Origin of the sequence: Cupriavidus nantongensis, assembly GCF_001598055.1 — a bacterium.
Classification (GTDB): Bacteria; Pseudomonadota; Gammaproteobacteria; order Burkholderiales; family Burkholderiaceae; genus Cupriavidus; species Cupriavidus nantongensis.
On sequence record NZ_CP014845.1, the window covers coordinates 296,613 to 322,880 of the forward strand.

A 26,268-nucleotide genomic window follows, 5' to 3' on the forward strand; every position below is an offset into this window, starting at 1 on the left:
TGTGGCGGCGGGTCGGCGCTTCCTAGTTGAAGCGCAAGATGAGGAGTGCAAGATGACCACGCGTAACCAGCAGCAAGGCAAGTCCGGAGATGCCGGCGGCATGCCCAACCCGATCGAACTGCAGCGTGCGCTCAAGGGCGTGGATTACCCGGCCACGCGCGAGCAACTGGTGGACAAGGCTCGCGAGTCAGGTGCCGATGAGGCCATCACTCGCGCGCTGGAGGAGATTGATGACCGCGAGTATGAAGATCCGGCCAAGGTGTCCGAGGCCGTGGGGCGTCGACATTGAGGCGCTGCATTTCTTTCGCGGTAGCGTTGTAAAGCGCGAAGGGGCGGATGTCGATACTGGCGCGTACCTTGGATCACGAGCATTCAGGCCAATTGCCCGCACCGCGGCTGCGTTCCGGGACGCCCTGCCTTGTGCACACAACGGCAGACTGTGAATACGCAGGGCAGGTTAGAATCCCTTCTCCCTGTTCCTGCGTAGCTGCTGTCCATGTCCGAAGAAAAGAAGAGCCTGTCCGAAACCATCCGCGCCGCGATCGAGCAGGAGATTCTTTCCGGAAAACTACCCAGCGGCACGCAGCTGGAAGAGCAGCAGTTGCTGGCGCGTTTCGGCGTGTCGCGCACGCCGGTGCGCGAGGCGCTGATCCAGCTGGAGTCGGCCGGCCTGGTGGACCTGGTGCCGCGCCAGGGCGCGATCGTTTCTTCGATCACGCTGCGCGAGTACGTGGCGATGAACGAGATCCTGGTTCAGCTGGAGGCGCTGGCGGCCCGGCTGGCGGCGCGGCGCATCTCCGCGGCGCAGCGCACGTCGCTGCAGCAGGCGTTCGATGCATGCCGCACGGCGGCGGAGCGTGGCGATTCCGATCGCTACCGCGAAGCCAACGATGCCTTCCATGACGTCATCTACGCGGCCTGCTGCAACGACATCCTGTCGCGGCAGATCCGCACCATGCGCGCGCGCATGCGCGGCATGCGCGACCTGCGCTTCGAGAAGCCAGCCCGCATCCTGGCCTCGCTGGCCGAGCATGAGGCGGTGATGGGCGCGATCGTGCGCGGCAACGAGGACGATGCCGCGGCTGCCATGGTCCGGCATATCGCCACCGGTGGCGACGTCTATGCGGACATGATCGCGGCCATGCCGGACGACGAGGCCGGCGGCCGCCGCGGCCGCCGCTAGTCCCGGCGCTCCGCGCGCGCGGCTCAGTCCAGCTTGACGCCGGCCTGCTCGATGCGCGTCACCGCCGACTTGCCGTCGGCTGCGGCCCATTTGCCGAACTCCGCGGGCGACGCCGAGGTCGACACCTCGCTGCCGTTGCCGGCCAGCTTGGCGCGCAATTGCGGGTCGGCCATCACCTTGGTCGCGGCGGCGAAGAGCTTGTCGCGGATGCCGTCGGGCAGTCCGGCCGGCCCGAACAGCCCGAACCAGAAAGTAAAGTCAAAGCCCGGCAGGCCCATCTCCGCCAGCGCGGGCAGGCCCGGTGCCACCGCCGACGGCTTGGGCGTGGTCACGCCGATCATCTTCACCACGCCTTGCGTGCCCAGCGGCAGCACCGACGCCGCGGTGCCGAACGACAATTCCACCTCGCCCGCGGCCACGGCCTGCAGCGCCGGGGCGCCGCCCTTGTAGGGCACATGGGTCATCCTGGCTCCCGTGGCCTTTTCAAACTGCAGCGCGGCGATATGCGGCGAGCCGCCGATGCCGGACGACGAGTAGTTGAACTTGCCCGGCTGCGCGCGTGCCTTGGCCACCAGCGTCTTGACGTCGCCGACGTTCAGGTTCTTGTTGACGGCCAGGATCAGCGGCGACACCGTCAGCCGCGTCACCGGGGTGAAGTCCGTCGCCTTGTAGCGGGCCTTGTACAACTGCTGGTCGATGCCGTACAGCGTGGCGGTGGCCAGTCCCAGTGTGTAGCCGTCCGGCGCGGCCTGCGCCAGCGCCGCGGAGGCGAGCGTGCTGCCGGCGCCGGGCTTGTTGTCCACCACCACGGTCTGGCCCAGTTCCCTGGACAGCGCTTCGCCGAACACGCGGGCGACGAAGTCGGCAGCGCCGGCCGGCGTGTAGCCCACCAGCAGCCGGATCGGCCGGGTCGGATATTCCTGCGCGCCGGCGATGCCCGGCAAGGCCGCCAGGGTGGCGAGGGCTGCGCCGATGGCAACGCGCCCGAGAGCATGGTTCATGGTTGTCTCCTTGTTGTAGTCGCTGCCGCCGTGGGGTCGGGCGGTGCTCAGGACGCCACGCTGGCTTCGCGCAAGGCGGCGATGCCGGCGTCGTCGTAGCCCAGTCCGCGCAGGATCTCGTCGGTGTGCTCGCCCGGATCGGGCGCGGCGCGGGCAAAGCGTTCCGGGTGCGGCGCCGCCGACAGGTTGATCGGCGAGCGCAGCAGCGCAAGCGGCCCCAGCACGGGATGCTCGGCGGGGCGGGTCATGCGCAGGTGGCGCACTTGCGCGTCCTCGAAGGCCTGGCCGATATCGAACACCGGGCCGCACGGCACGCCGGCCGCATTCAGGCGCGCGGTCAGCTCGGCGGCGGTGAACGCGGCGGTGCACTGGTTGATCGCGGCGTCCAGCCGCCGGCGCTCGGCGGCACGGCCCGCGGCGGTCTGGAAAGCGGGGTCGTCCAGCAGCCAGCCGGCCTCGACGGTGCGGCAGAAGTTGGCCCACATGCGGTCGGTGCTGGCGGCGATATTGACCACGCCGTCGCGGCAGCGGTAGGTGCCCATCGGCACCAGCGTCGGGTGCGCGTTGCCTTGCTGGGTCGGCACTTCGCCGTCCACCGTGTAGCGGGTGGCCTGGAAATCCAGCTTGTTCAGCATGCCCTCGATCAGCGAGGTATGCACCCATTGCCCGCGGCCGGTGCGCGCGCGGTGCAGCAGCGCCAGCAGGATGCCCTGGCCCAGGAACATGCCGGCCGTGGTGTCGGAAATGGCGATGCCGACGCGCAGCGGCCCCTGGCCGGGCTCGCCGGTGACGGAGCTCAGCCCCGACATGCCCTGCACGATCTGGTCGAGACCCGGGCGCTCGCAGTAGGGGCCGTCCTGGCCGAAGCCCGAGATGCTGGCCAGGATCACGCGCGGGTTGATCGCGCTCAGATCATCGTAGGTCAGCCCCAGGCGTTGCTTGACCACCGAGCGGAAGTTTTCCACCACCACGTCGGAGCGCCGTACCAGTCGCGCCAGCACCTCCGCGCCCTGCGGGGTCTTCAGGTCCAGGCACAGGCTGCGCTTGTTGCGGTGCAGGTTCTGCTCGTCCGAGCCGCGCCGGCGCCCGGTCACGGAGCCGCGGTCCTGCGGCGGGGGCGGCTCGACGCGGATCACGTCGGCGCCCCAGTCCGACAGCAGGCGCACGGCGGCGGGACCGGCGCGGGCGATCGACAGGTCCAGCACGGTCAGGCCTGACAGCGGCAGGTCGGCGCACGCGGCGCCGGAGGCGCCGGGGTCGATGCCGGGTGGGAAAGAGGTCATGGCAATCCTTGGCAAGTGGATGGATTTGAGTATACAAATAATCAATATAAAAATACGTATACGGACTTTCCATGATGCGAAGCGTCGTGGGATCACGTAGGCTGTGGGTGTTCGTGGCGGCCCCGGCAACATGCCAAGCCACCGCACATTGCTTCCGGAACCCCCTGGAGTCCGTTGCAATCGACGCCAACACCAGCGAGCACGGCACTGACGCCGATCGTGGCAATCCCTGAGGATTCGTATGCTGACAGACGCTATCTGTATTAACAGGACCGGAGGCCCGGACGTGCTGGAGCCCTGCCGGGTAGCGGTTCCGCCGCCGGCCGCGGGAGAGATCCAACTGCGCCAGTCAGCCATCGGCCTGAACTTTGCCGACATCTACCAGCGCAAAGGCGCGCATGGCCCTCACGCCGTGGCGCCGTTCCCGGTCACGCTGGGCTCGGTCGGCGCCGGCGAGGTCGTGGCGATCGGGCCCGGGGTGGACGGCTTCGAGCTGGGCCAGCGGGTGGCCTGCATGCATCCGGGGGCGTACCAGGTGGTCCGCAACGTGCCGGCGGGCCGGCTCGTGCCCGTGCCCGACGCGATTTCCGCGGAGGTGGCCGGCGCCACGCTGCTGCGCGGCCTGACCGCCGAGTACCTGCTGCGCCGGCTCTATGCCGTGCAGCCGGGCGACGCGGTGCTGGTGCATGCTGCGGCGGGCGGCATGGGCGTGCTGCTGTCGCAGTGGGCGCGCGCACTCGGTGCGACAGTGATCGGCACGGTGGGCAGCGAGGCCAAGCGGGCGGTAGCGCTGGCACACGGCTGCCACCATGTCATCAACTACCGTGAGACCGGCTTCGTCGATGCTGTGCTGGCGCTGACCGGCGGCGCGGGCGTGGCCGTGGTCTACGACGCCGTCGGCAAGGACGTGTTCGTGCCGTCGCTGCAATGCCTGCGGCCGTGCGGCATGGCCATCAACTACGGCACCGCGTCGGGCGACGTTGAAGCCTTCGATCTGCAGTTGCTGCACGCGCGCTCGCTGATCGTGTCGCGGCCGACGCTGCGTACCTATATCGCCAGCCCGCAAGCGCTGGCTGCTGCCGCGGCCACGTTGTTCGACGCCGTCGCGGCCGGGCAGCTGCGGCTGGAAGTCACGCACCGCTACCCGCTGGCCGCCGTGCACGATGCGCACCGCGACCTGGAAAGCCGTGCCACCACGGGTTCGGCCGTGCTGATCCCCTGAACCGGGCGAGCCCAAACATGAAACTCTTCCATGGCTGGTTGTCGAGCGCGTCGCGCCGGGTGCGCTTGTGCCTGGCCGAGAAGGGCATCGACTACGACAGCGTGCCGGTCGACCTGGCGGCGCAGGAACAGCACACGCCCGCGTTCCTGGCAATGAACCCCAACGGCGTGGTGCCGGCGCTGGTGCTGGACGATGGCCGCTTCCTGCACGAGAGCGGCACCATTTGCGAATACCTGGACGAGATCCGCCCGTTGCCGCGATTGCGGCCCGATGACCCCTACCAGCGCGCGGTGATGCGCAACTTCGTACGCTGGACCGACGAGAAGGCGCTGCCGAACCTGCTGGTGCTGAACTGGAGCCTGGCGCTGCAGCCGGTTGCCGCGCAATGGAGCGATGCCACGCTGGCCGAGCGGCTGGCGCGCATCCCCACCGCCGAGCGCCGGGACGCATGGCTGCGCATTGCGCGCCAGCCCTATACCGAAGCAGAGAAACGCCGCGCGCTCGAGGCGCTGCTGTTGCTGCTGCCGAAGATGGAAGCGATGCTGGCCGATGGCGACTGGCTCTTCGGCGCGCGCTATACGCTGGCCGATATCGCCGCGACGCCTTTCATCGCGCGCATCGCCGAACTGGCGCCCGCCGCGCTGACGTCGGCGCCGGCCGTGGCTGCGTGGTGGCAGCGCGCGCAGGCCCGGCCCGCGTTTGCGCAGGCGCGGCTGGAACGCTTCGACATCGCGCTGGCACGCCGTGGCGCGCCGGGCGCCGGCGACCAATGATTTCTGAAGATCCCTACTGGAGAATTCCCCATGCAGACTGATGGTTCCTTGCCTTCGCTCGACATTGCCGGCCATGTCGCCACGATCACCTTGCGCCGCCCGGAAGTGGCCAACCGCCTGGGGCCGGACGACCTGGCGGAACTGCAGCGGCATGTCGAGGCGGTCAATGCCAGCGCCGTGCGCGTGCTGCGGCTGCGCGGCAGCGGCAAGTACTTCTGCAGCGGCTTCGATATCGGCCGGCTCGCGGCCGGCCAGCGCGGCGCCGGTTTCGAAACCCTCGTCAACGCGATGGAAGACTGCCGCGCCGTCACCATTGCCGAGATCCACGGTGGCGTCTACGGCGGCGGCACCGACCTGGCGCTTGCCTGCGACTTCCGGCTCGGCACCCACGCGGTCGACATGTTCATGCCCGCGGCGCGGCTGGGCCTGCATTTCTACCAGCGCGGCATGGAACGCTATGTCAGCCGGCTGGGGCTGAACCACGCCAAGCGCCTGTTCCTGACCGCCGAGCGCATCGATGCCGACGAGATGTTCCGCTGCGGCTTCCTGACCGAGCTGCTGCCCGCGGAGCGCCTGCGCGAACGCGCGGAGCAACTCAGCGAAACCGTGGCCGGCCTGGCGCCGCTGGCGGTGCAGGGCATGAAGCGGCATCTGAACGCCATCGGCCGCGGCACGCTGGATGCCGCGGCACTGGCCGCCGACATCGGCGCGGCCAATGGCTCGCAGGATATCCGCGAAGGTGCGCTGGCCTGGCAGGAAAAGCGCAAGCCACGGTTTACTGGAACCTGACGCCGTCCATTGGCGCCGCTGCATCCCCACGCCACCGTGCGCGACCATACCAGTGAGGTGGCAACGTCGCGATAGCTCATGGTCGCCGGCGACCCGCAGCGGGGCGCATCCAGCGCTGCGCGCACCGGCGGCGCTGGCGCGCCATCTCTTTCTCCCTGGCACATAATGTGCGTAGCATGCCAGCCGAAAGGCACATTCGAGCGGATCATCCGCCGGCACTGAGGGGAGACAATGAGCAGTTCAACCGACAAGTTCTCGGCCACCATGCGCGATGGCCTGGCCGATCTTGCCCGCCGCCTGCGCTTCGCCATGGAGGAGGGCGCGATCTGGCTGGACGAGCAGCGCATGATCCTGATCCACACCGCTGCGCTGGCCGCGCTGCGCAAGGAACTGGTGGACACCCTGGGCATGGAGCGCGCGCGCGGGCTGTTCACGCGCATGGGTTTTCATTCGGGCATGCGCGATGCCGAAGTGGCCAGGAAACTGCGCGCGGGCCACAGCGACTTCGGCCAGCTCGAGATCGGCCCTTGCCTGCATACCATCGAGGGGGTGGTGCGGGTCACGCCGGTCAAGGTCGATATCGACATTGCCGCCGGCATCTACGATGGCGAGTTCCTGTGGGAAGACTCGTTCGAGGGCGACGTGCACCGGCAGTTGTTCGGCATCGTCGACCAGCCTGCCTGCTGGATGCAGATCGGCTATGCCACCGGCTACACCTCGGCGCTGATGGGCCGAACCATCCTGTATCGCGAGGTGGAGTGCATTGCCTGCGGGCATCCGCATTGCCGCATCGTCGGCAAGCCGGTGGAAGCCTGGGAAGATGGCGCACAGGTGCTGGCGCTGTACCAGCCCGACCCCGTGATCGAGACCCTGATCGCCTTGCAGAGCGAGGTCGAGCACCTGCGCGCGCTGCAGGGCGGGCCAGCTACGCCGGCCGACCTGGTCGGCACCTCACCCGGCTTTCGCGCCGCATGGGGCCTGCTGCAGCGAGCCGCCGCCAGCAACGTGACGGTGCTGCTGCTGGGCGAGACCGGCGTGGGCAAGGAGCGCTTCGCGCAGGCCTTGCACGGCGTGAGTGCGCGCGCCGACAAGCCCTTCGTCGCGGTCAACTGCGCGGCGATTCCCGATGAACTGATCGAGTCGGAGCTGTTTGGCGTGGAGAAAGGCGCCTTCACCGGCGCGACCCAGTCGCGGCCCGGCCGCTTCGAACGCGCGCATGGCGGCACCTTGTTTCTGGATGAACTGGGCGAGCTCTCGGCCTCGGCGCAGTCCAAGCTGCTGCGCGTGCTGCAGGAGGGCGAGGTCGAGCGCGTGGGTGGCACCGCCGCGCGCAAGGTGGACGTGCGGCTGGTGGCCGCGACCAATGTCGACCTGGCCGAAGCGGTGAAGCAGGGCACCTTCCGCAAGGACCTGTATTACCGCCTCAACGTCTACCCGGTCACGATACCGCCGCTGCGCGAGCGGCTCGACGATATCCGGCCACTGGCGGAGCGCTTCGTGGCCCGCTACGGCGCGCGCCACGGCAAGCGCATCGTCGGCATCACCGACCGCGCGCTGGCCGAACTGCGCCACTATGACTGGCCCGGCAATGTGCGCGAACTGGAGAACGTGATCGAGCGCGGCGTGATCCTGGCCAGCCACGGCGGCCAGATTGGCGCCGACCACCTGTTCCTGCCGGGCACCGTGGCGCCGCCGCTGGATACCGCGCCACGGCTGGGCGCGGGCGGCACGCTGCCGGACCTGCGCGAAGCCGCGGTCCATGCGCTGCTGGACCAGATGTCAGAACAGCAGCTGGCGCTGGGCGATGTCGAGACCGTGCTGATGGAGGCCGCGATGCAGCGCGCGGATGGCAACATGAGCCAGGCCGCGCGGTTGCTGGGGATTACGCGGCCGCAGCTGGCGTATCGGTGGAAGACGCGGGGTGCGCGTGGGGGGAATGGGCACGGCGACTGAGGCCGCGCTTCCTTTCCCTTCCGCTTTTCCATTTGATCATTTGATGCAGGCGCTCCCAGGCCTTGCATCGCCCCGCATCCGCGCCATGCTGCGCAGCGCGAGCGATTTTCCGCTGCCGGATCAAGCCCTTTCCTCCTCCTGTCCCGCACGCGCTGCTGCGCCGCAGCGCCATCGCCCCCTTCGTTGCGCGCTGCCCGCAAACGCCCGCCCGGCGCGGCTTTTGATCATTTGATCAACGCTCGCGGACCGCATCATCAATTCATCGATGGCGGTCCTGCCTGCGCTTTCGGGTAAACGCGCACGATGGCCTCTGCCAATTCCCGGAAACCGTTGTGCCACAAGGCTTGCGGCCGCTGGCACGGTCTTCGCAGTAAGGCCCGCGTCCAGCCACGCCAAGGAGCGCGCGATGACCACCCCGTCGGTTCCCCTGTTCGAAGCCACGCCGCGCTATGTGCGGGTCGAGGGCCGTACCCCGGAGGGGTTCGTGCAATTCGTCTTCAGCGTGGCCGACCCCGAGCTCAACGTCGAACTGATCATGCCGGAGCCGATGTTCGAAGCCTTCTGCTGCGTCAACCGCGTGCGCTTCCTGCCTGCGCCTGAAGCCTCGCCGCAGCCCGAAGCCGACGACTGACGCGGCCCGCCTGCCGCCACATCACAACGAGAAGGGATACAGGAGACCAAGCGATGCAAGTCGATATCAAGACCCAGCAGATCCAGCCGCTGCGCCAGACCTACGGCCATGTCGCGCGCCGCTTCGGCGACAAGCCGGCGTCGCGCTACCAGGAGGCCACCTACGACGTGCAGTCGGAGGTGAACTTCCACTACCGCCCCACCTGGGACCCCGGCTTTGAGCTGTACGACAAGCGCCGCACCGCGATCGTGATGGAGGACTGGTATGCGCTGAAGGACCCGCGCCAGTTCTACTACGGCGCCTACGTGACCGCGCGCGGCCGCCAGCAGGACGCCGCCGAGAAGAGCTTTGCCTTCGTCGAGAAGCGCGGCCTGCTGCAGGCGCTGCCGGCCGAATGGCAGGAGCGCCTGGCCACGGGCCTGCTGCCGCTGCGCCATGTGGAGTGGGGCGCCAACATGAACAACTTCTATTGCGCCGACTACGGCTGGGGCACGGCGATCACGCAGGCCTGCACCTATTGCGCCATGGATCGCCTGGGCATCGCCCAGTACCTGTCGCGCATCGGCATGCTGCTCGACGGCAATACCGGCGTGGCGCTGGAGCGGGCCAGGGTGGCCTGGCTGGAGGGCGCCGCGTGGCAGCCGCTGCGCCGCTTCGTCGAACACACCTTCGTTACCGCGGACTGGTTCGAGACTTTCGTCGTCCAGAACCTGGTGCTGGACGGACTGCTCTACCCGCTGGTCTACCAGCACGCCGATGCGGTCATCGCGCGCGCCTGCGGTACCGGGCTGGCGGTGCTGACCGAGTTCATGAACGACTGGCGCGACGAGCATGCGCGCTGGGTCGACGCCGTGGTCCAGGCCGCCGCGGCCGAGTCCGATGCCAACCGCGTGCTGCTGTCCGGCTGGGCGCATGCCGCCGCCGCGCAGGTGGCCGAAGCGCTGGTGCCGGTCGCCAACGCACTGACCGGCGCCGACGGCGCGCAGATGGTCGCGCTGTGCCGCGAGCAGCTTGAAGTGCGCCTGAGCAAGCTCGGCCTTGCCGCCTGACCCATGGACCCTCGGAGCCTACCCATGACCGCCGCCGCCAACGTCTACATCGCCTTGCAGAACAACGACGACACCCGTCCCATCATCGACGCCATTACCGAAGCCAACCCGCATGCGGTGGTGTCGCAGTTTCCCGCCATGGTCAAGATCGATGCGCCCGGACACCTGACCATCGTGCGCGAGCTGGTGGCCGGCAAGCTCGGACGCGACTGGGACCTGCAGGAGATCCACCTGAACCTGGTCTCGCTGTGCGGAAACATCGACGAGGACGAAGACGCCTTCACGCTGCGCTGGAACGCCTGACCGCCCCGCGGCATCGCAAACAACAAGGAGACATCATGGACGCACGCAAGAAGCTCAACCTGCGCGAGAAGTACGCCTCGATGACGCGGGACCTGGCCTGGGAAACGACCTACGAGCCGATGGACAAGGTCTTCCCGTTCGACAAGTACGAGGGCATCCGCATCCACGACTGGGACAAATGGGAAGACCCGTTCCGCATGACCATGGATGCGTACTGGAAATACCAGTCCGAGAAAGAGCGCAAGCTGTACGCGATCATCGACTCGTTCGTGCAGAACAACGGCCACCTCAACGTATCCGACCCGCGCTACCTGAACGCGCTGCGGCTGTTCCTGACCGGCGTGACGCCGCTGGAATACGCCGCGCACCGCGGCTACGCGCACCTGGGCCGGCATTTCCGCGGCGCCGGCGCACGCGTGGCGGCGCAGATGCAGTCGATCGACGAGCTGCGCCATGCGCAGACCCAGCTGCACACGCTGTCGGTCTATAACAAGTACTTCCACGGCTTTGGCGAGTGGCGCCACATGCACGACCGGGTCTGGTACCTGTCGGTGCCCAAGTCCTATTTCGAGGATGCGATGAGCGCGGGGCCGTTCGAGTTCATCACCGCGATCTCGTTCTCGTTCGAGTACGTGCTGACCAACCTGCTGTTCATGCCGTTCATGTCGGGCGCCGCCTACAACGGCGACATGGCCACGGTGACCTTCGGCTTCTCGGCGCAGTCGGACGAGTCGCGCCACATGACGCTGGGACTGGAGGTGGTCAAGTTCCTGTGCGAGCAGGATCCCGGCAACATCCCGATCCTGCAGAAGTGGCTGGACAAATGGTTCTGGCGCGGCTTCCGCCTGCTGACGCTGGTCGGGATGATGATGGACTACATGCTCCCCAAGCGCGTGATGTCGTGGGCCGAAGCGTGGGAGATGTACTTCGAGCAGGCGGGCGGGGCGCTGTTCAAGGACCTGGAGCGCTATGGCCTGCGCATGCCCAAGTACCACGACGTGGCCACCCGCACCAAGGACCGCATCACGCACGAGGCCTGGGCCACGTTCTACAACTATGCGGGCGCCGCCGCCTTCCATACGTGGGTGCCAAGGGCCGACGAGATGGCGTGGCTGGTCGAGAAATACCCGCAGACCTTCGAACGCTACTACAAGCCGCGCCTGGAGCACTGGCAGGCGCGGCAGCAGGCCGGCGAGCGCTTCTACAACGCCACGCTGCCGATGCTGTGCCAGACCTGCCAGATCCCGATGGTGTTCTCGGAGCCGGACGATCCCACCCAGACCTGCTACCGCGAAAGCAGTTACCACGGCATGAAGTTCCACTTCTGCTCGGACGGCTGCAAGGACATCTTCGACGACGAGCCCGCCAAGTACGCGCAGGCGTGGCTGCCGGTGCACCAGATCTACCAGGGCAACTGCGGTGGCGCCACACTGGACGACGTGCTCGGGTGGTATCGGCTGAACCCGGGCGCGGACAACCTGGATTTCGAGGGCTCGCAGGACCAGCGCAACTGGAATGCCTGGAAGGGCATCGCGCCGGCCGCCTGAGCGCTCGCATCACAGATAAGGAGACAACCATGCCCGTCGTATCCATTGGCGACTACATCTTCACGCCCGCCGATCGCGAAGATGCGTTCCACGGCAACCGCCTGCTCTATATCGGCTGGGACGGCCACTTGCTGTTCTGCGCCCCGCATTGCTTCCCGTTCGCGCCGTCGATGCCGCTGCGCGACGTGGTGGAGCAGGTGCTGCCCGGCGTCTACGGCTATCACCCCGACTTTGCCCGCATCGACTGGGGCCAGGTGCAGTGGCTGCGCGGCGGCCAGCCCTGGCAGCCCGACCTGGACCGCACGCTGGAGCAGAACGGACTGGGGCACAAGGATGTGATCCGCTTCCGCACCCCGAGGCTGGACGGCATCGGCGGCAGCGGCAGCTGAGGCGCCACGGTTCGTACGCAAGGAGACCGAGATGTATTCGCTGACGATTGAACCGATCGGCCAGACCATTCCCATCGCGCCGGGACAGACCGTGCTTGACGCCTGCCTGCGCAACGGCGTGTGGCTGCCGCACGCGTGCTGCCACGGGCTGTGCGCAACTTGCAAGGTGCAGGTGGTGGACGGCGAGGTCGAGCAGGGCGAGGCCTCCGGCTTCGCGCTGATGGATTTCGAGCGCGACAACGGCCAGTGCCTGGCCTGCTGCGCGACCGCGCAGTCAGACCTGGTGATCGAGGCCGATATCGAGGAAGACGCCGATGCGCTGGGCCTGCCGCTGGCCGACTATCGCGCCGAAGTGGTCGAGACGCGCGCGCTGACCCCCACCATCCTGGGCATCTGGCTGCGCGTCAGGGACGGCCGGCGCGCGGCCTTCCAGGCCGGGCAGTATGTCAACCTGCAGGTGCCGGGCTGCGACCAGCCGCGCGCCTTCTCGCTGGCCAACGCGCCCGGGGACGAGCTGGTCGAGCTGCACGTGCGGCGCGTGCCCGACGGGCAGGCCACCGGCTACCTGCACGAACGGCTGGCGGTCGGCGACGAACTGTCATTCTCCGCGCCCTATGGCCGCTTCTTCGTGCGCAAGTCGGCGCAGGTGCCGATGCTGTTCCTGGCGGGCGGCTCCGGACTGTCCAGCCCGCGCGCGATGATCCTGGACCTGCTGGCCGCCGGCGAGACCCTGCCGATCACGCTGGTGCAGGGCGCGCGCAACCGCGCCGAGCTGTACTACGACGACGAATTCCATGCGCTGGCCCAGGCCCATCCCAACTTCCGCTATGTGCCGGCGCTGTCCGACGAACCCGCCGGCAGCGGCTGGCGCGGCGCGCGCGGTTACGTCCACGACGTGCTGCACCAGCTCTACGCACATGACGGCAGCGCCGACTTCCGCGGGCACAAGGCCTACCTGTGCGGGCCGCCGCCGATGATCGAGGCCTGCATCCGCACGCTGATGCAGGGCCGGCTGTTCGAGGCGGATATCCACACCGAGAAGTTCCTGTCGGCGGCCGACGCGCAAAACAGCGCGCGCAGCCCGTTGTTCAAGATCTGAGCGGGAGGCCATGCATGCATACCGTAGAAATCGCCGGCAGCGGCCGGCGCTACGCCTGTGCGCCGGGACAGAACCTGCTGCGGGCCATGGAAGTGCTGGGCCAGCGTGGCATTCCCGCCGGCTGCCGCGGTGGCGGCTGCGGCGTGTGCAAGGTGCGTATTGAGGCCGGGCAGTACCACGTCGGCAAGATGAGCCGGGCCTGCCTGACCGAGGCCGAGCAGCGCGCGGGGCTGGTGCTGGCCTGCAAGACTTATCCGGACAGCGATATCCGGCTGCGGCCGGTGGCGCTGCTGCAGCGCTGCCTGGAGCGGCATGCCGGCCGGCGCGAATCCGCGTGACCGGGCAGTGAACCCATATACAAGGAGACAGAAATGGCATTGACAGGCGTATTGCGCCCGGGGCATGTGGCCCTGCGCGTGCTGGAGCTGGAACCGGCGCTGAAGCACTATACCGAGGTGCTCGGCTTGATCGAAACCGCGCGCGATGCCCAGGGCCGCGTGTTCCTGAAGGCCTGGGACGAGCATGACCACCACAGCGTGGTGCTGCGCGAGGCCGACAGCCCGGGCATGGACTACATGGGTTTTCGCGTCGACAGCGGCCACACGCTGGAGCGGCTGGCGCGGGAGGTCGAGCAATCCGGGCTGGCCACCGCTTGCCAGTGGATCCCCGCCGGCGAGCACCCGCACACCGGCGTGCGCTTCCGCTTCACCATCCCGACCGGCCATGCGATCGAGCTGTTCGCGGACAAGGACAAGCCCGGCTGCAGGACCGGCGACATCAATCCCGATCCCTGGCCGGATGACCTGCGTGGCATGGCGCCGAGCCGCTTCGACCATTGCCTGCTGTATGGCGATGATGTCGACGGCACCGTCAAGCTGTTCCGCGAGGTGCTTGGCTTCTCGCTGGCGGAGCAGGTGGTGGCGGGGCCGGATGGCGAGACGCTGATCGGCGCCTTCCTGACCTGCTCGAACAAGGCGCACGACATCGCGTTTATCCGCCACCCGGAGAAGAACCGCTTCCACCATGCCTCGTTCCTGCTCGACAACTGGGGCGAGGTGCTGAAGGCGGCCGACATCATTTCCAAGAAGGACGTCTCGCTCGATATCGGCCCCACCCGCCATGGCATCACGCGCGGCGCGACGATCTACTTCTTCGACCCCTCCGGCAACCGCAACGAGGTCTTCTCCGGCGGCTATATCCACTATCCGGACAAGCCCACCATCACCTGGACCGACAACGAGCTGGGGCGCGCGATCTTCTATCACGACAGGAAACTGAACGAAGCGTTTTTGAATGTGCTGACCTGACTGCCATCGCTCGCCATTCTGCGGGTTTTCTCCCCTCTCCCGCTTGCGGGAGAGGGAGCAACCAATCGGCAAGCCAACAGTCCGGCAAGTAACAGCCCCAACGAGAACCAACATGAAACACTTCAAAAACTTCATCAACGGCGAGTGGGTCGGGACCGCACGCACGTTCGAGAACCGCAACCCCGCCGACAACACCGTGATCGGCCACGTCCACGAAGCCGGCCAGGCCGAGGTCGACGCCGCGGTGCAGGCCGCGCGCAATGCGCTGCACGGCCCCTGGGGCCGCATGACCGTGGCGCAGCGGGTCGAGTTGCTGCATGCGGTGGCAGACGGCATCAACCGGCGCTTCGATGAATTCGTGCAGGCCGAAATCGCCGATACCGGCAAGCCCTTCGGCCTGGCCAGCCATCTCGACATCCCGCGCGGCGCGGCCAACTTCAAGATCTTTGCCGACCTGATCCGCAACGTGCCGACCGAGAGCTTTGCCATGGATACCCCGGACGGCGGCAAGGCCATCAATTACGCGGTGCGCAGCCCGCGCGGGGTGATCGGCGTGGTGTGCCCGTGGAACCTGCCGCTGCTGCTGATGACGTGGAAGGTCGGACCGGCACTGGCCTGCGGCAACACCGTGGTGGTCAAGCCGTCGGAGGAAACCCCGGCCACCGCGACGCTGCTGGGCGAGGTGATGAACGAGGCCGGCGTGCCGCCGGGTGTCTACAACGTCGTGCATGGCTTTGGCCCGGACTCTGCCGGGGCGTTCCTGACCGCGCATCCGCAGGTCAACGGCATCACCTTCACCGGCGAAACCCGCACGGGCGAGGCCATCATGAAGGCCGCGGCCAACGGCGTGCGGCCGGTGTCGTTCGAACTGGGCGGCAAGAACGCCGGCATCGTGTTTGCCGATGCCGACTTCGACCAGGCCGTGGCCGGCATCGCGCGCTCGGCCTTCGAGAACAGCGGCCAGGTCTGCCTGGGCACCGAGCGCGTCTACGTGCAGCGGCCGCTCTTCGAGCGTTTTGTCGCCGCACTGAAGGCGAAGGCGGAAGGCCTGAAGCTGGGGTGGCCCACCGAGCCCGGCGTAAACATGGGGCCGCTGGTGTCGCATGAGCACCGCGACAAGGTGCTGGCCTACTACCGCAAGGCCGCCGAGGCCGGCGCCACGGTGGTCACGGGCGGCGGCGTGCCGCAGATGCCGGGCGCGCTCGCCGAAGGCGCGTGGGTGCAGCCCACCATCTGGACCGGGCTGCCCGAAAGCGCCGCAGTGATCCGCGAGGAGATCTTCGGGCCGTGCTGCCACATCGCCCCGTTCGACACCGAAGCGGAAGTGATCGCGCTGGCCAACGACACCCCGTACGGCCTGGCCGCCACGGTCTGGACCGGCGACCTCGGCACCGCGCACCGCATGGGCAGCGCGCTGGACGTCGGCATTTGCTGGATCAATGCCTGGTTCCTGCGCGACCTGCGTACCGCCTTTGGCGGAGCCAAACAGTCGGGCATCGGCCGCGAGGGCGGTGTCCATTCGCTCGAGTTCTATACCGAGCTGCGCAATGTCTGCGTCCGCCTGTGAGGTGCCATCATGCATAGCGAACTTATCCTCGAGCTCGGCGCCGGCCTGCACCAGGCCCTTGCCACGCGCCGCCCGCTGGCGCCACTGACTGAATCCTGGCCGGACCTGACCATCGACGATGCCTACCGCATCCAGCTGGCGATGGTGCAGCACCGGCTCGACGCCGGGGAACGTGTGGTCGGCAAGAAGATCGGCGTGACCAGCCGCGTGGTGATGGACATGCTGGACGTGCGCCAGCCCGATTTTGGTCACCTGCTGTCGGGCATGGTCCATGCCGACGGCGCGGCGATTCCCGCCGCTACGCTGATTGCGCCCAAGGCAGAAGGCGAGATTGCCTTCGTGCTGAAGGAAGACCTGCAAGGGCCCGGCGTGACCAATGCCGACGTGCTGCGCGCCACCGCGTGGGTGCTGCCGTGCTTCGAGATCGTCGATTCGCGCATCCGCGACTGGAACATCCGGATCCAGGACACCGTGGCGGACAACGCCTCGTCAGGCGTGTTCGTGCTGGGCGATGCCGCCGTGGATCCGCGCAACGTGGACCTGGCCACGGTCGGCATGACGCTGGAGAAGAACGGCGAGATCGTCGCCACCGGCGCCGGCGCGGCCGCGCTGGGGCATCCCGTCAATGCGGTGACGTGGCTGGCCAATACGCTGGGGCGTCTGGGCATCGGGCTGAAGCGCGGTGAAGTGATCTTGTCCGGATCGCTGGCTGCGATGGTGCCGGTGGGCGCCGGCGACCAGCTGCGCATCAGCCTGGGCGGCATCGGCTCGGCCGGGGTGCGCTTTGTCTGACCGCCCTCCAATCATCAATCCCGCGGAAAACAAGCCATGAACCTGACAGCAGACACCATTGCCCATCTCGCCGAACACCTGGAGAACGCGGAGCTGAGGCGCGAAGCCGTGCGCAAGATTACCGACGAGTACCCGGAGATGGACTGGGACGACGCCTACGCCATCCAGGATGCCATTCGCGCGCGCAAGGCCGCGCGCGGCACCCGCATTGCCGGGCTCAAGATGGGCCTGACCTCGTTCGCCAAGATGCGCCAGATGGGCGTGAGCGAGCCGGTGTACGGCTTTCTCACCGACTACGGCGCTTGCATGGACGGCGCCGCCATCGATACCGGCACGCTGATCCATCCCAAGGTCGAGGCCGAGATCGCCTTCGTGCTGAAGGCGCCGCTCAAGGGGCCGGGCTGCCATATCGGCGACGTGCTGGCCGCGACCGACTTCGTGGTGCCGGCGGTAGAGGTGATCGACTCGCGCTACGAGAACTTCCGCTTCGACCTGAAGAGCGTGATCGCCGACAACACCTCGTCGGCACGCTTCGTGGTGGGCGGCACGCACCGCGGCACCGATGGGCTGGACCTTAAGAACCTGGGCGTGGTGCTGGAGAAGAACGGCGAGGTGGTGGCCACCGCCGCCGGCGCGGCGGTGCTGGGGCACCCGGCCAACAGCGTCGCCATGCTCGCCAACATGCTCGGCGCGCGCGGGCGCGAACTGCCGGCCGGCACCTTCATCATGACCGGCGGCGTCACCGAGGCCATCGCGGTGGCAGCCGGCGACAGCATCACCGTGCGCTACCAGCACCTGGGCACCGTGTCGATGCGCTTCACCTGAACCTGCCAAGGAGACACAACATGCCGATCATGCAGGTCTTCCTGATCGAAGGCCGTACCGAAGAACAGAAGGCGCGCCTGATCCGCGCACTGACCGACGCCGCGGTCGAGGCAGTGGGCGCGCCGGTGGAAACCGTGCGCGTGATGATCACCGAGGTGCCGAAGACGCAGTTCGGCATCGGCGGCAAGACGGCCAGGGAACTGGGCCGCTGACGCGGCGTCCAGAGCAACCAGACATAGCGAACAGGAAGGGACATGGACATGAAAGCAAGCGGCCGCCACAAGGTGGCCATCATCGGCTCCGGCAATATCGGCACCGACCTGATGATCAAGGTGATGCGGCACGGCCGCCACCTGGAAATGGGGGCGATGGTGGGCATCGATGCCGCGTCGGACGGGCTGGCCCGCGCCGCGCGACTGGGCGTGCCGACGACGGCTGCAGGCATCGACGGACTGGTCGGCATGGCGGGCTTCGACGAGATCCGCATCGCCTTCGATGCCACCTCCGCCGGCGCCCACGCGCATCACAATCGCGTGCTGCAGCAGCACGGCGTGCGCGTGGTCGACCTGACACCTGCGTCGATCGGTCCTTACGTGGTGCCCGTGGTCAACCTGGACCAGCACCTGGACGCACCCAACATCAATATGGTCACCTGCGGCGGGCAGGCCACCATTCCCATGGTGGCGGCGGTGTCGCGCGTGGCCAGGGTGCATTACGCCGAGATCGTGGCGTCGATCTCCAGCAAGTCGGCCGGACCCGGCACGCGCGCCAATATCGACGAGTTCACGGAAACCACCAGCCAGGCGCTGTGCTCCGTGGGCGGCGCCGCGCGTGGCAAGGCCATCATCGTGCTGAACCCGGCGGAGCCACCGCTGATGATGCGCGACACGGTCTTCACCTTGTCGGAGGACGGCGATGAAGCGCAGATTGCCGCAAGCGTCGAAGCCATGGCGCAGGCGGTGCAGGCCTATGTGCCGGGCTACCGGCTCAAGCAGCGCGTTCAGTTCGAGCGCATTGCTGCGTCGGCGCCGCTGAACATCCCCGGACTGGGGCCGATGCACGGGCTCAAGACCTCGATCTTCCTGGAGGTGGAGGGCGCCGCACATTACCTGCCGGCCTACGCCGGCAACCTCGACATCATGACCAGCGCCGCGCTGGCCTGCGCCGAGCGCCTGGCCGAAACCCGGCTGTCCGCATGAGCGCGACACCGCGCCACGAACGCATCCAAAGCAGGGAGACCAACATGACCGCACAACCTACCAGGAAGCTCTATATCTCCGACGTGACGCTGCGCGACGGCAGCCACGCGATCCGCCACCAGTACAGCCTGGAACACGTGCGCCGCATTGCCGCGGCACTCGACGCGGCCCGCGTCGATTCGATCGAAGTGGCGCACGGCGACGGGCTGTCGGGCTCCAGCTTCAACTACGGCTTCGGCGCGCACACCGACCTGGAATGGATTGCGGCCGTGGCGGAAACCGTGCGCCATGCCCGCGTGGCCACGCTGCTGTTGCCCGGCGTGGGCACCGTGCATGACCTGCGCGCCGCCTACGACGCCGGCGCGCGCGTGGTGCGCGTGGCCACGCACTGCACCGAGGCCGACGTTTCGCGCCAGCATATCGAATACGCGCGCGAACTTGACATGGATACCGTCGGCTTCCTGATGATGAGCCACATGACTGCGCCCGCGGCGCTGGCGCAGCAGGCGAAGCTGATGGAAAGCTACGGCGCCCAGTGCGTGTATGTGGTCGATTCCGGCGGCGCGCTGGGCATGCAGGACGTGCGCGAGCGCTTTCGCGCCTTCAAGGATGTGCTGCGGCCGGAAACCCAGACCGGCATGCATGCCCACCACAACCTGAGCCTGGGCGTGGCCAACTCGATTGTCGCGGTGGAGGAAGGCTGCGACCGCATCGATGCCAGCCTGGCGGGCATGGGCGCCGGCGCCGGCAACGCGCCGCTGGAGGTCTTTATCGCCGCCGCCGAACGCCTGGGCTGGCAGCACGGCTGCGACCTCTACACCCTGATGGATGCCGCCGACGACATCGTACGCCCGCTACAGGACCGACCGGTCCGCGTCGACCGCGAGACCCTGGCGCTGGGCTACGCTGGGGTCTATTCCAGCTTCCTGCGCCATGCCGAAGCCGCCGCGGCGCGCTACGGGCTGGGCACGGTCGACATCCTGGTCGAGCTGGGCAAGCGGCGCATGGTGGGCGGGCAGGAGGACATGATCGTGGATGTGGCGCTGGACCTGCTGGCGCGGCGCGATATGCCGGCCATCGCGAGTGGCGCCGGAGTGTGAGCTGCGGCGCACCCCTTTTCGCTTCCGCGCGCCACTTGCACCCGTCCCCCACTCTTGTGGGGAACAGTTCACCGGCTCGCTACCGTTAGCCCCCGCAACAAAGAGCACGGATGCCAGCCAGCGCCATGCGCGCTGGCGATGCCGCATACCGTGCCGACCGGCAGGAACGGGCGCGCAGTGGCATGCCGAAGTCGGGCATGCAACAGGGTTAGAACCATAACAACGGAAGCGCATACGTCTTCTTGGACGGTAAGGGGAGTGATCATGAGTGTTTTCAGGAGTCTGTCTATCCGCACGCGGCTGCTGGCCGGGTTCGGCACGCTGGCGGGCGTGGTGCTGGTGGTGTCGGCGTATTCGCTGCATGCACTTGGCGAGGCGACGGCGGGTTTCAACGACTATCTGAACGGTTTGAACGCGCGTGCCGACATGGCGGCGCAGGTGCGTAACGCAGTCGACCGGCGTGCCATTGCGGCGCGCAACCTGGTGCTGGTGACGGATGCGGCGGAGCTGGAGCGCGAGAAGGCCGATGCCCTGCGCGCGCACGAAGACGTGCAGACCCGGCTGGCGCGGCTCGGCGAGATGGTGCGCCAGCCTGGCGTCAGCGACGAGGCGCGCAAGCTGGTGGAGGAGGTCGCCAGGGTCGAAGCGCAGTATGGTCCGGTTGCCACCGGCATTGTCGGGCTGGCGGTCGAGCGCAAGATCGAGGAAGCCATCGGCCGGATCGACAAGCAATGCCGTCCGTTGCTGGCGGCGCTGATCAAGTCGACCGATGCCTACGCCGAGTTCACCAAGGCCCGCCAGAAGGAGATGGAGCGCCGGCTCGAGGCGGACTACGAGCGCCAGCGCAACCTGCTGATCCTGATCTCGCTGGTGTCCGCGGTGATTGCGCTGGCCGGCGGCGTGCTGATCACGCGCGCCATCACGCGCCCGATCCAGCAAGCGGTCGAGGTGGCCGGCACCGTTGCCGGCGGCGACCTGGGTGCGCGCATCGAAGTGGACCGCGATGACGAGACCGGCCGGCTGCTGGCGGCATTGCGCGACATGAACGAACGGCTGACGGCCACCGTTACCCGGGTGCGCGCGAGCAGCGGCAATATCGCCATCAGCACCAGCGAGATCGCCCGCGGCAACGCCGACCTGAGCAGCCGCACCGAGGAGCAGGCGGCTTCGCTCGAGCAGACCGCGGCGAGCATGGAGGAACTGACCGAGACCGTGCGCCAGAACACCGAGAATGCGCGCCAGGCCAGCGAACTCGCGCGCAGCGCCGCCGACGTGGCGCAACGCGGCAGCACCACGGTGCAGCGCGTGGTCGGCACGATGCAGGACATCAGCGCCAGTTCGGACAAGATCGCGGAGATCACCGGCATCATCGAAGGCATTGCGTTCCAGACCAATATCCTGGCGCTGAACGCAGCGGTGGAAGCGGCGCGCGCGGGCGAGCAGGGCCGCGGCTTTGCCGTGGTGGCGAGCGAGGTGCGCGGGCTGGCCCAGCGTTCGTCCAGCGCGGCCAAGGAGATCAAGGAACTGATCGAGGCGTCGGGGCGGCAGGTGCAGGATGGTTCGTCGCTGGCCAGCGAGGCGGGCCAGACCATGGCCGAGGTGACCCAGGCAGTGGCGCGCGTGACCGGCATCGTCGAGGAGATCGCAACCGCGTCGGCCGAGCAGACCCGCGGCATCGAGCAGGTCAACCAGGCCATCGTGCAGATCGACCAGGTCACGCAGCAGAATGCGTCGCTGGTGAGCGAGGCGGCCAATGCCTCGCGCGCGCTGGAAGAGCAGGGTCGCGAACTGAGCGAGGTGGTGGCGTTCTTCCGCCTGCCGGGTGAGGGTGGTGGCCGTGTCGAGGCGCCCGTTTTGGCACGGCGTGCGGTGGGTGCCATGGCGACGGCGTAGCGCCGCCGTACTCCCTCTCCCTCTGGGAGGGCGCAAACCGGCGAATGCATCGGCGGCGCGGGGCGGGTAGACTTGCCTGTCCCACTTCCCTTACATCGCCACCGCCATGCCAAGCCTGCCGATCTCCTTCGACGACGTTGCCGCCGCGCACGAGCGCATCCGCGCGGCCGCCCATCGCACCCCGGTGCTGACCTCCGCCACCGCCGATGCGGCCACGGGCGCGCAGCTGTTCTTCAAGTGCGAGAACTTCCAGCGCATCGGCGCCTTCAAGTTCCGCGGCGCCTACAACGCCATTGCCCAGTTCACGCCGCAGCAGAAGGCGGGCGGGGTGCTGGCGTTTTCTTCCGGCAACCACGCGCAGGCGATCGCGCTGTCGGCGCGCCTGCTGGGCGTGCAGGCGGTGATCGTGATGCCGCAGGACGCCCCCGCGATCAAGATCGAGGCCACGCGCGGCTATGGCGCCGAGGTGGTGCTGTACGACCGCTACAAAGACGACCGCGAGGCGCTGGGCCGGCGCATCGCGGGCGAGCGCGGCATGACGCTGATCCCGCCTTACGACCACCCGCACGTGATGGCCGGGCAAGGCACCGCGGCCAAGGAACTGTTCGAGGAAACCGGTCCGCTCGACATGCTGGTGGTGTGCCTGGGCGGCGGCGGCCTGCTGTCCGGCTGCGCGGTGGCGGCACAGGCGATGTCGCCCGGCTGCGCGGTGTACGGCGTCGAGCCCGAGGCCGGCAACGACGGCCAGCGCAGCCTGCGCAGCGGCGAGATCGTCCGCATCGACACCCCGCGCACCATTGCCGATGGCGCGCAGACGCCGTACCTTGGCAACCACACCTTCGCCGTGATCCGCGAGCTGGTGACCGATATCGCCACGGTGTCGGACGCCGAACTGGTCGAGACTATGAAGTTCTTCGCCGGCCGCATGAAGATCGTCGCCGAGCCCACCGGCTGCCTGGCCGCGGCCGCGGTGCTGCATGGCAAGCTCGATGTGAAGGGCAAGCGCGTGGGGATTATCGTGTCAGGCGGGAATGTCGACCTTCGCGCCTTCGCGGGCTTTGTCGGCTAAGGCGGGCGGCGCTCAGCTTTTTGCCGCCATGCTCGCGTCAACGGCTTGCCTGACGAAGGCCCTGACCGCGGGGGACATCTCGCGCCGGCGGTAGGCCAGCGCGAGATGGACCGCCAGGCCGAAATCCGCAACCGGTTTGTAGAAGACCCCAGGCTGCGAGAAGTTCTGCATCGACTCCGGCACGATCGCGACCCCGTACCCGGCGGAGGCGAGGCTGGCGGCCGAAATGAAGTCCTGCACGCGATACTCGAGCCGTGGCGTAAAGCCTCCCGCCTTTCCCAGCGCGGTCAAGGCGAAGCCGAACCCTTCCTCGTCGGCAAACTGCGGGATGATGAACGGCTGGTCGGCAAGCTCCCGGGCCGCGACCGGTCCGCGTCTCGCCAGCGCGTGGTGGCTTGCCATCGCCATCAGCAAGCGCTCGGTTTGCACAATCTTCGTCACGATTCCTGCCGGACCTAGTCGCCGTGGCCTGACGATGCCCACGTCGATCCGGCCATCGTTGAGCGCGTCGAGCTGGCGTGGCGTCTCCATGGGGACGACCTCGACCCGGACCAGCTCATGGTGCTTGCGGAAGTCACCCAACATCCTCGACAACAGACCGGTGCTGACGCCCGAGGCGACGTAGCCAATGCGGATAACGCCGGCAAGTCCTCTGGCAGCCAGCCGGCCGACCTGGTCGGCGCGCGCTATGTGGCGCAATGCGGCTTCCGCTTCCGCGTAGAACAGCCGCCCGGCGTCGGTCAGCGTGACCGGCTTGCGCTTGTTGCGGTTCAGCAGCGTCACGCCAAGGTCTTTCTCCAGCCGCTGGATCTGGGTGCTCAGGCCTGACTGTGCAACCCCCAGGCGATCCGCTGCCTTCGCAAAGTGAAGTTCCTCCGCTACCGCGAGGAAGCACTGCAGTTGCCGGACATCGAGCATCGTTTAATCACAAAAGCAGAACAAAGATTACTCCATGCTAGCTGGAACGTATCAAAGATTCCAGATGAAATGACGCCATCGACTAGCCAAGAGGCATGACAGGAGACCGCAAATGAATGAGCTTTGGCACCCGCAATTGGGCGAGTCCGAATCGAGGTGGCAACAACAGGCGCAAGCCTTGACCGCGCAAGCCTTTGCGCCGCTGGCCGAGGCAATCGACCGGGACCAACGCTATCCGGTCGAGCATCTGCCCAGGCTGCTCGAGGCGAAGATCTCCGGCATGTTCGTGCCGAAGGCATATGGCGGCGAAGGTGCATCGCTGACGGCCGTGGTCGCCGTGGTCGAAGCCGTGGCACAGGGTTGCGCGTCGACGTCGGCGATCCTGGCGGCGCTGGCGCTGGGCGCGTTTCCGATTCTGCTGGCCGGCAGTGAAGCCCAGAAGCAGGCGCTGCTTGGGGGACTGGCCCGGCGCGGTGAGGCGGTGAACTTTGCCCTGAGCGAACGCGAAGCAGGTTCCGACCCGTCGGCCATCCAGGCGACGGCGGTGCGCGAGGGCGACGGCTGGCGCATCCGCGGCGAGAAGTGCTGGCTGGGCAACGGTGGCCACTCGCAGCATTTCATCGTTTTTGCCCGCACCGGCGACATGGCCGCGCGCAAGGCGATCTCGGCATTCGTGGTGCCGCGCGATACCGAGGGTCTTGTCGTCGATTTCTATGAAGACAAGATGGGCATCCGCGGCACCACGACGACCAACCTCAGGCTCGACGTCTGGGTGCCGGCAGACAGCATCGTTGGCGCCGAAGGCGATGGCCTGAAACTGGCCCTGGCAACGCTTACCGTCGGCCGGGTGGTGGTGGCGGCCCAGGCCAACGGCATTGCCCTGTGTGCGTACGACGCGGCGCGGCGCTACGCGGTGACCCGCAAGACCTTTGGCCACACGCTGATCGACCATCAGGGCGTTGGCTTCAAGCTGGCCGATGCGGCCATGCACCTGTCGGCGGCGCGCATGTTCACGTACGAAGCTGCTCGCGCCTATGACGAGGGCAAGGACATCGGAACGCTCGGCGCGATGGCCAAGCTCTATGCCAGCGAAGCGTCCCATGATGTCGTGGACGACGCGGTGCAGATCCTGGGTGGCCGGGGCTACGTCAAGCCGAACGTCGTGGAGCGATGCTATCGCGACCAGCGCATTGTCGAGATCTATGAAGGCACGTCGGAGATCCAGCGCATCGTGCTTGCACGCGCCGTCAGGAAGGGCGCGCTCGCCGATATCGAGGCCGCGCAATGACGCACACCAAATCAACGGATGCCGGCATGCCGAACCCGGAACCATACCAGCCGCAGGCAGGCTGGCGCGCCGTCGCCGGGCTCTACCACGCCTTCTTCACCGGAATCGTGCTGTCGACCGTGACCCGCAAGGGCACGCCGGCGGCGGCGGAACTGGTCTACGAGATCTTCTGCCGTCAGCGCCGCGAGCGTTTTCTTGCGGGACTGCGCAAGCTTGGCATCGACGGATTGCCGCCAGCCGTGGCGGCGGCCCAGTATCACTACCTGTCCAACCATATCGGTGGCGTCGCGGTGCAGTACATGCACGAGAGCGAGCGGAAGGCGTGGATCCGCTACAACGCCCCGCGCTGGATCTGGTCCGGCACGGCGCTTTGCGGCATTCCTTCCGAAGTCTCGCGCGCGATGCTGGCGGGCTGGCATGCCCAGAACGGCGTGACCCTTGGCAATCCGCGCCTGGGCTTTGTCTGCACCAAGCAGGCGGCAGACGGGCAATCCGGTCTGGAAGGCTATTACTACGAATACGACCACGACCTCGAGCCCCATGAGCGGCTGCGCTTTGCGCGCAATGAAGAGGCGCCGGACTTTGATGCTGCCGCGGCCCCGACCCTGCCTACCGACACCTGGCCGCAGGCACGGCTCGACAAGGCCAAGCGCAACTATGCGATGGAATACGTCCGCACCGCGCTGCCCGTTGCCGTGAACCTGTGGGGCCCGCATGAAGCGGAGCGGCTGCTGCGCCTGACCGCGAAGATGATCGGCATGCAGTTCTATCACGAGACCGCTGCACAGCTCGGCACGCCGGTCGACAGATCCGCTGCCAGCTTCGCCAGGTTCATGGAGATGCTGGCGCGGGCGCAGGATGACGCATGCGAGATCGGCGGCTTCGGCACCCAGGTCTACCAACGCGGCTGGACGCTGATGGATTCGGTAGCCGACGCCCATCCCTGCGTGGCCGACGCATGGTGCGGCCTGTTCGAAGGCGCGCTGGCAGCGCACAACCATCGGCTGACCCTGAAAACCAGCTGGAGCAGGGGAAACAGGGGGCACAAGGACGGCTATGCCTTTGAGTGGACGATCGAAGGAGACTGA

Annotated in this window: 27 protein-coding genes; 24 read left to right on the forward strand and 3 right to left on the reverse strand. The window is 67.6% G+C overall.

The window, feature by feature from the left end:
* The first annotated feature begins 52 nt into the window (after positions 1 to 52).
* Both A2G96_RS22685 and A2G96_RS22690 read left to right on the forward strand, forming a co-directional pair.
* Positions 53 to 289 (forward strand): DUF2795 domain-containing protein, encoded by a 237-nt coding sequence (locus A2G96_RS22685; RefSeq protein ID WP_062802481.1) that lies wholly within the window; start codon positions 53 to 55, stop codon positions 287 to 289.
* 207 nt (positions 290 to 496) lie between these two features.
* Positions 497 to 1,183: a GntR family transcriptional regulator gene (locus tag A2G96_RS22690; RefSeq protein ID WP_062802482.1), complete on the forward strand. Its 687-nt coding sequence runs from the start codon at positions 497 to 499 to the stop codon at positions 1,181 to 1,183.
* Positions 1,184 to 1,206: 23 nt separating this feature from the next.
* Here A2G96_RS22690 and A2G96_RS22695 read toward each other — a convergent pair whose 3' ends face one another.
* Entirely contained in the window at positions 1,207 to 2,184 is a 978-nt protein-coding gene (locus A2G96_RS22695) for a Bug family tripartite tricarboxylate transporter substrate binding protein (protein WP_062802483.1), read from the reverse strand.
* Between the two features lie 47 nt (positions 2,185 to 2,231).
* Positions 2,232 to 3,467, reverse strand: a complete 1,236-nt coding sequence (locus A2G96_RS22700) for a CaiB/BaiF CoA transferase family protein (protein WP_062802484.1) — start codon at positions 3,465 to 3,467, stop codon at positions 2,232 to 2,234.
* Between the two features lie 241 nt (positions 3,468 to 3,708).
* Here A2G96_RS22700 and A2G96_RS22705 point away from each other — a divergent pair, with 241 nt between their 5' ends.
* The 20 genes from A2G96_RS22705 to A2G96_RS22800 all read left to right on the forward strand — a co-directional run bounded on the left by A2G96_RS22705 (position 3,709) and on the right by A2G96_RS22800 (position 22,974).
* Positions 3,709 to 4,689: a quinone oxidoreductase family protein gene (locus A2G96_RS22705; RefSeq protein WP_062802485.1), complete on the forward strand. Its 981-nt coding sequence runs from the start codon at positions 3,709 to 3,711 to the stop codon at positions 4,687 to 4,689.
* Positions 4,690 to 4,706: 17 nt separating this feature from the next.
* Positions 4,707 to 5,462 carry a glutathione S-transferase family protein gene (locus tag A2G96_RS22710; RefSeq protein WP_062802486.1) on the forward strand — a complete coding sequence of 252 codons (756 nt, stop codon included), beginning with the start codon at positions 4,707 to 4,709 and terminating at the stop codon, positions 5,460 to 5,462.
* A 30-nt stretch (positions 5,463 to 5,492) separates the two neighbouring features.
* A complete protein-coding gene (locus tag A2G96_RS22715; RefSeq protein WP_062802487.1) occupies positions 5,493 to 6,251 on the forward strand; it encodes an enoyl-CoA hydratase/isomerase family protein in 759 nt (252 codons plus the stop codon).
* Positions 6,252 to 6,482: 231 nt separating this feature from the next.
* Positions 6,483 to 8,204: a phenol degradation transcriptional regulator PoxR gene (poxR, locus tag A2G96_RS22720; RefSeq protein WP_062802488.1), complete on the forward strand. Its 1,722-nt coding sequence runs from the start codon at positions 6,483 to 6,485 to the stop codon at positions 8,202 to 8,204.
* Positions 8,205 to 8,610: 406 nt separating this feature from the next.
* Complete coding sequence (locus A2G96_RS22725) at positions 8,611 to 8,835, forward strand: phenol hydroxylase subunit (RefSeq protein WP_062802489.1); 225 nt, start codon at positions 8,611 to 8,613, stop codon at positions 8,833 to 8,835.
* A gap of 53 nt (positions 8,836 to 8,888) precedes the next feature.
* A complete protein-coding gene (locus A2G96_RS22730; protein WP_062802490.1) occupies positions 8,889 to 9,884 on the forward strand; it encodes an aromatic/alkene monooxygenase hydroxylase subunit beta in 996 nt (331 codons plus the stop codon).
* 24 nt (positions 9,885 to 9,908) lie between these two features.
* Positions 9,909 to 10,187, forward strand: coding sequence for an MmoB/DmpM family protein (locus A2G96_RS22735; protein WP_062802491.1), 279 nt, complete (start codon positions 9,909 to 9,911; stop codon positions 10,185 to 10,187).
* Positions 10,188 to 10,222: 35 nt separating this feature from the next.
* Positions 10,223 to 11,734: an aromatic/alkene/methane monooxygenase hydroxylase/oxygenase subunit alpha gene (locus A2G96_RS22740; RefSeq protein WP_062802492.1), complete on the forward strand. Its 1,512-nt coding sequence runs from the start codon at positions 10,223 to 10,225 to the stop codon at positions 11,732 to 11,734.
* A 29-nt stretch (positions 11,735 to 11,763) separates the two neighbouring features.
* On the forward strand, positions 11,764 to 12,123 hold the full coding sequence (locus A2G96_RS22745; protein WP_062802493.1) for a phenol hydroxylase subunit P4: 360 nt from the start codon (positions 11,764 to 11,766) through the stop codon (positions 12,121 to 12,123).
* A gap of 31 nt (positions 12,124 to 12,154) precedes the next feature.
* Positions 12,155 to 13,222, forward strand: coding sequence for an NADH:ubiquinone reductase (Na(+)-transporting) subunit F (locus tag A2G96_RS22750; RefSeq protein WP_062802494.1), 1,068 nt, complete (start codon positions 12,155 to 12,157; stop codon positions 13,220 to 13,222).
* A 14-nt stretch (positions 13,223 to 13,236) separates the two neighbouring features.
* Positions 13,237 to 13,560 (forward strand): 2Fe-2S iron-sulfur cluster binding domain-containing protein, encoded by a 324-nt coding sequence (locus tag A2G96_RS22755; RefSeq protein WP_062802495.1) that lies wholly within the window; start codon positions 13,237 to 13,239, stop codon positions 13,558 to 13,560.
* 33 nt (positions 13,561 to 13,593) lie between these two features.
* Positions 13,594 to 14,529, forward strand: a complete 936-nt coding sequence (locus A2G96_RS22760; protein WP_062802496.1) for a catechol 2,3-dioxygenase — start codon at positions 13,594 to 13,596, stop codon at positions 14,527 to 14,529.
* A gap of 112 nt (positions 14,530 to 14,641) precedes the next feature.
* Entirely contained in the window at positions 14,642 to 16,096 is a 1,455-nt protein-coding gene (locus A2G96_RS22765) for a 2-hydroxymuconic semialdehyde dehydrogenase (RefSeq protein WP_062802497.1), read from the forward strand.
* A gap of 9 nt (positions 16,097 to 16,105) precedes the next feature.
* Entirely contained in the window at positions 16,106 to 16,888 is a 783-nt protein-coding gene (gene dmpE, locus A2G96_RS22770) for a 2-oxopent-4-enoate hydratase (RefSeq protein ID WP_062802498.1), read from the forward strand.
* A 36-nt stretch (positions 16,889 to 16,924) separates the two neighbouring features.
* Positions 16,925 to 17,713: a 2-oxo-3-hexenedioate decarboxylase gene (gene dmpH / locus A2G96_RS22775; RefSeq protein ID WP_062802499.1), complete on the forward strand. Its 789-nt coding sequence runs from the start codon at positions 16,925 to 16,927 to the stop codon at positions 17,711 to 17,713.
* Between the two features lie 20 nt (positions 17,714 to 17,733).
* The gene (locus tag A2G96_RS22780) at positions 17,734 to 17,925 is read left to right on the forward strand and encodes a 2-hydroxymuconate tautomerase (RefSeq protein ID WP_018313560.1); all 192 of its coding nucleotides are present in this window, start codon (positions 17,734 to 17,736) and stop codon (positions 17,923 to 17,925) included.
* A 42-nt stretch (positions 17,926 to 17,967) separates the two neighbouring features.
* Positions 17,968 to 18,912, forward strand: a complete 945-nt coding sequence (locus A2G96_RS22785; RefSeq protein WP_062802500.1) for an acetaldehyde dehydrogenase (acetylating) — start codon at positions 17,968 to 17,970, stop codon at positions 18,910 to 18,912.
* Positions 18,913 to 18,956: 44 nt separating this feature from the next.
* Positions 18,957 to 20,012, forward strand: coding sequence for a 4-hydroxy-2-oxovalerate aldolase (dmpG, locus tag A2G96_RS22790; RefSeq protein ID WP_062802501.1), 1,056 nt, complete (start codon positions 18,957 to 18,959; stop codon positions 20,010 to 20,012).
* 264 nt (positions 20,013 to 20,276) lie between these two features.
* Positions 20,277 to 21,905 carry a methyl-accepting chemotaxis protein gene (locus A2G96_RS22795; RefSeq protein WP_062804095.1) on the forward strand — a complete coding sequence of 543 codons (1,629 nt, stop codon included), beginning with the start codon at positions 20,277 to 20,279 and terminating at the stop codon, positions 21,903 to 21,905.
* A 106-nt stretch (positions 21,906 to 22,011) separates the two neighbouring features.
* Positions 22,012 to 22,974, forward strand: a complete 963-nt coding sequence (locus tag A2G96_RS22800) for a threo-3-hydroxy-L-aspartate ammonia-lyase (RefSeq protein ID WP_062802502.1) — start codon at positions 22,012 to 22,014, stop codon at positions 22,972 to 22,974.
* A 12-nt stretch (positions 22,975 to 22,986) separates the two neighbouring features.
* On the opposite strand, the gene A2G96_RS22805 is transcribed toward A2G96_RS22800, so the two are convergent.
* Positions 22,987 to 23,892, reverse strand: a complete 906-nt coding sequence (locus tag A2G96_RS22805; protein WP_062802503.1) for a LysR family transcriptional regulator — start codon at positions 23,890 to 23,892, stop codon at positions 22,987 to 22,989.
* Positions 23,893 to 24,004: 112 nt separating this feature from the next.
* On the opposite strand from A2G96_RS22805, the gene A2G96_RS22810 reads away from it, so the two are divergent.
* Together A2G96_RS22810 and A2G96_RS22815 are read left to right on the forward strand one after the other, a co-directional pair.
* Positions 24,005 to 25,180 carry an acyl-CoA dehydrogenase family protein gene (locus A2G96_RS22810; RefSeq protein ID WP_062802504.1) on the forward strand — a complete coding sequence of 392 codons (1,176 nt, stop codon included), beginning with the start codon at positions 24,005 to 24,007 and terminating at the stop codon, positions 25,178 to 25,180.
* Between the two features lie 26 nt (positions 25,181 to 25,206).
* Positions 25,207 to 26,268: a hypothetical protein gene (locus tag A2G96_RS22815; RefSeq protein WP_062804096.1), complete on the forward strand. Its 1,062-nt coding sequence runs from the start codon at positions 25,207 to 25,209 to the stop codon at positions 26,266 to 26,268.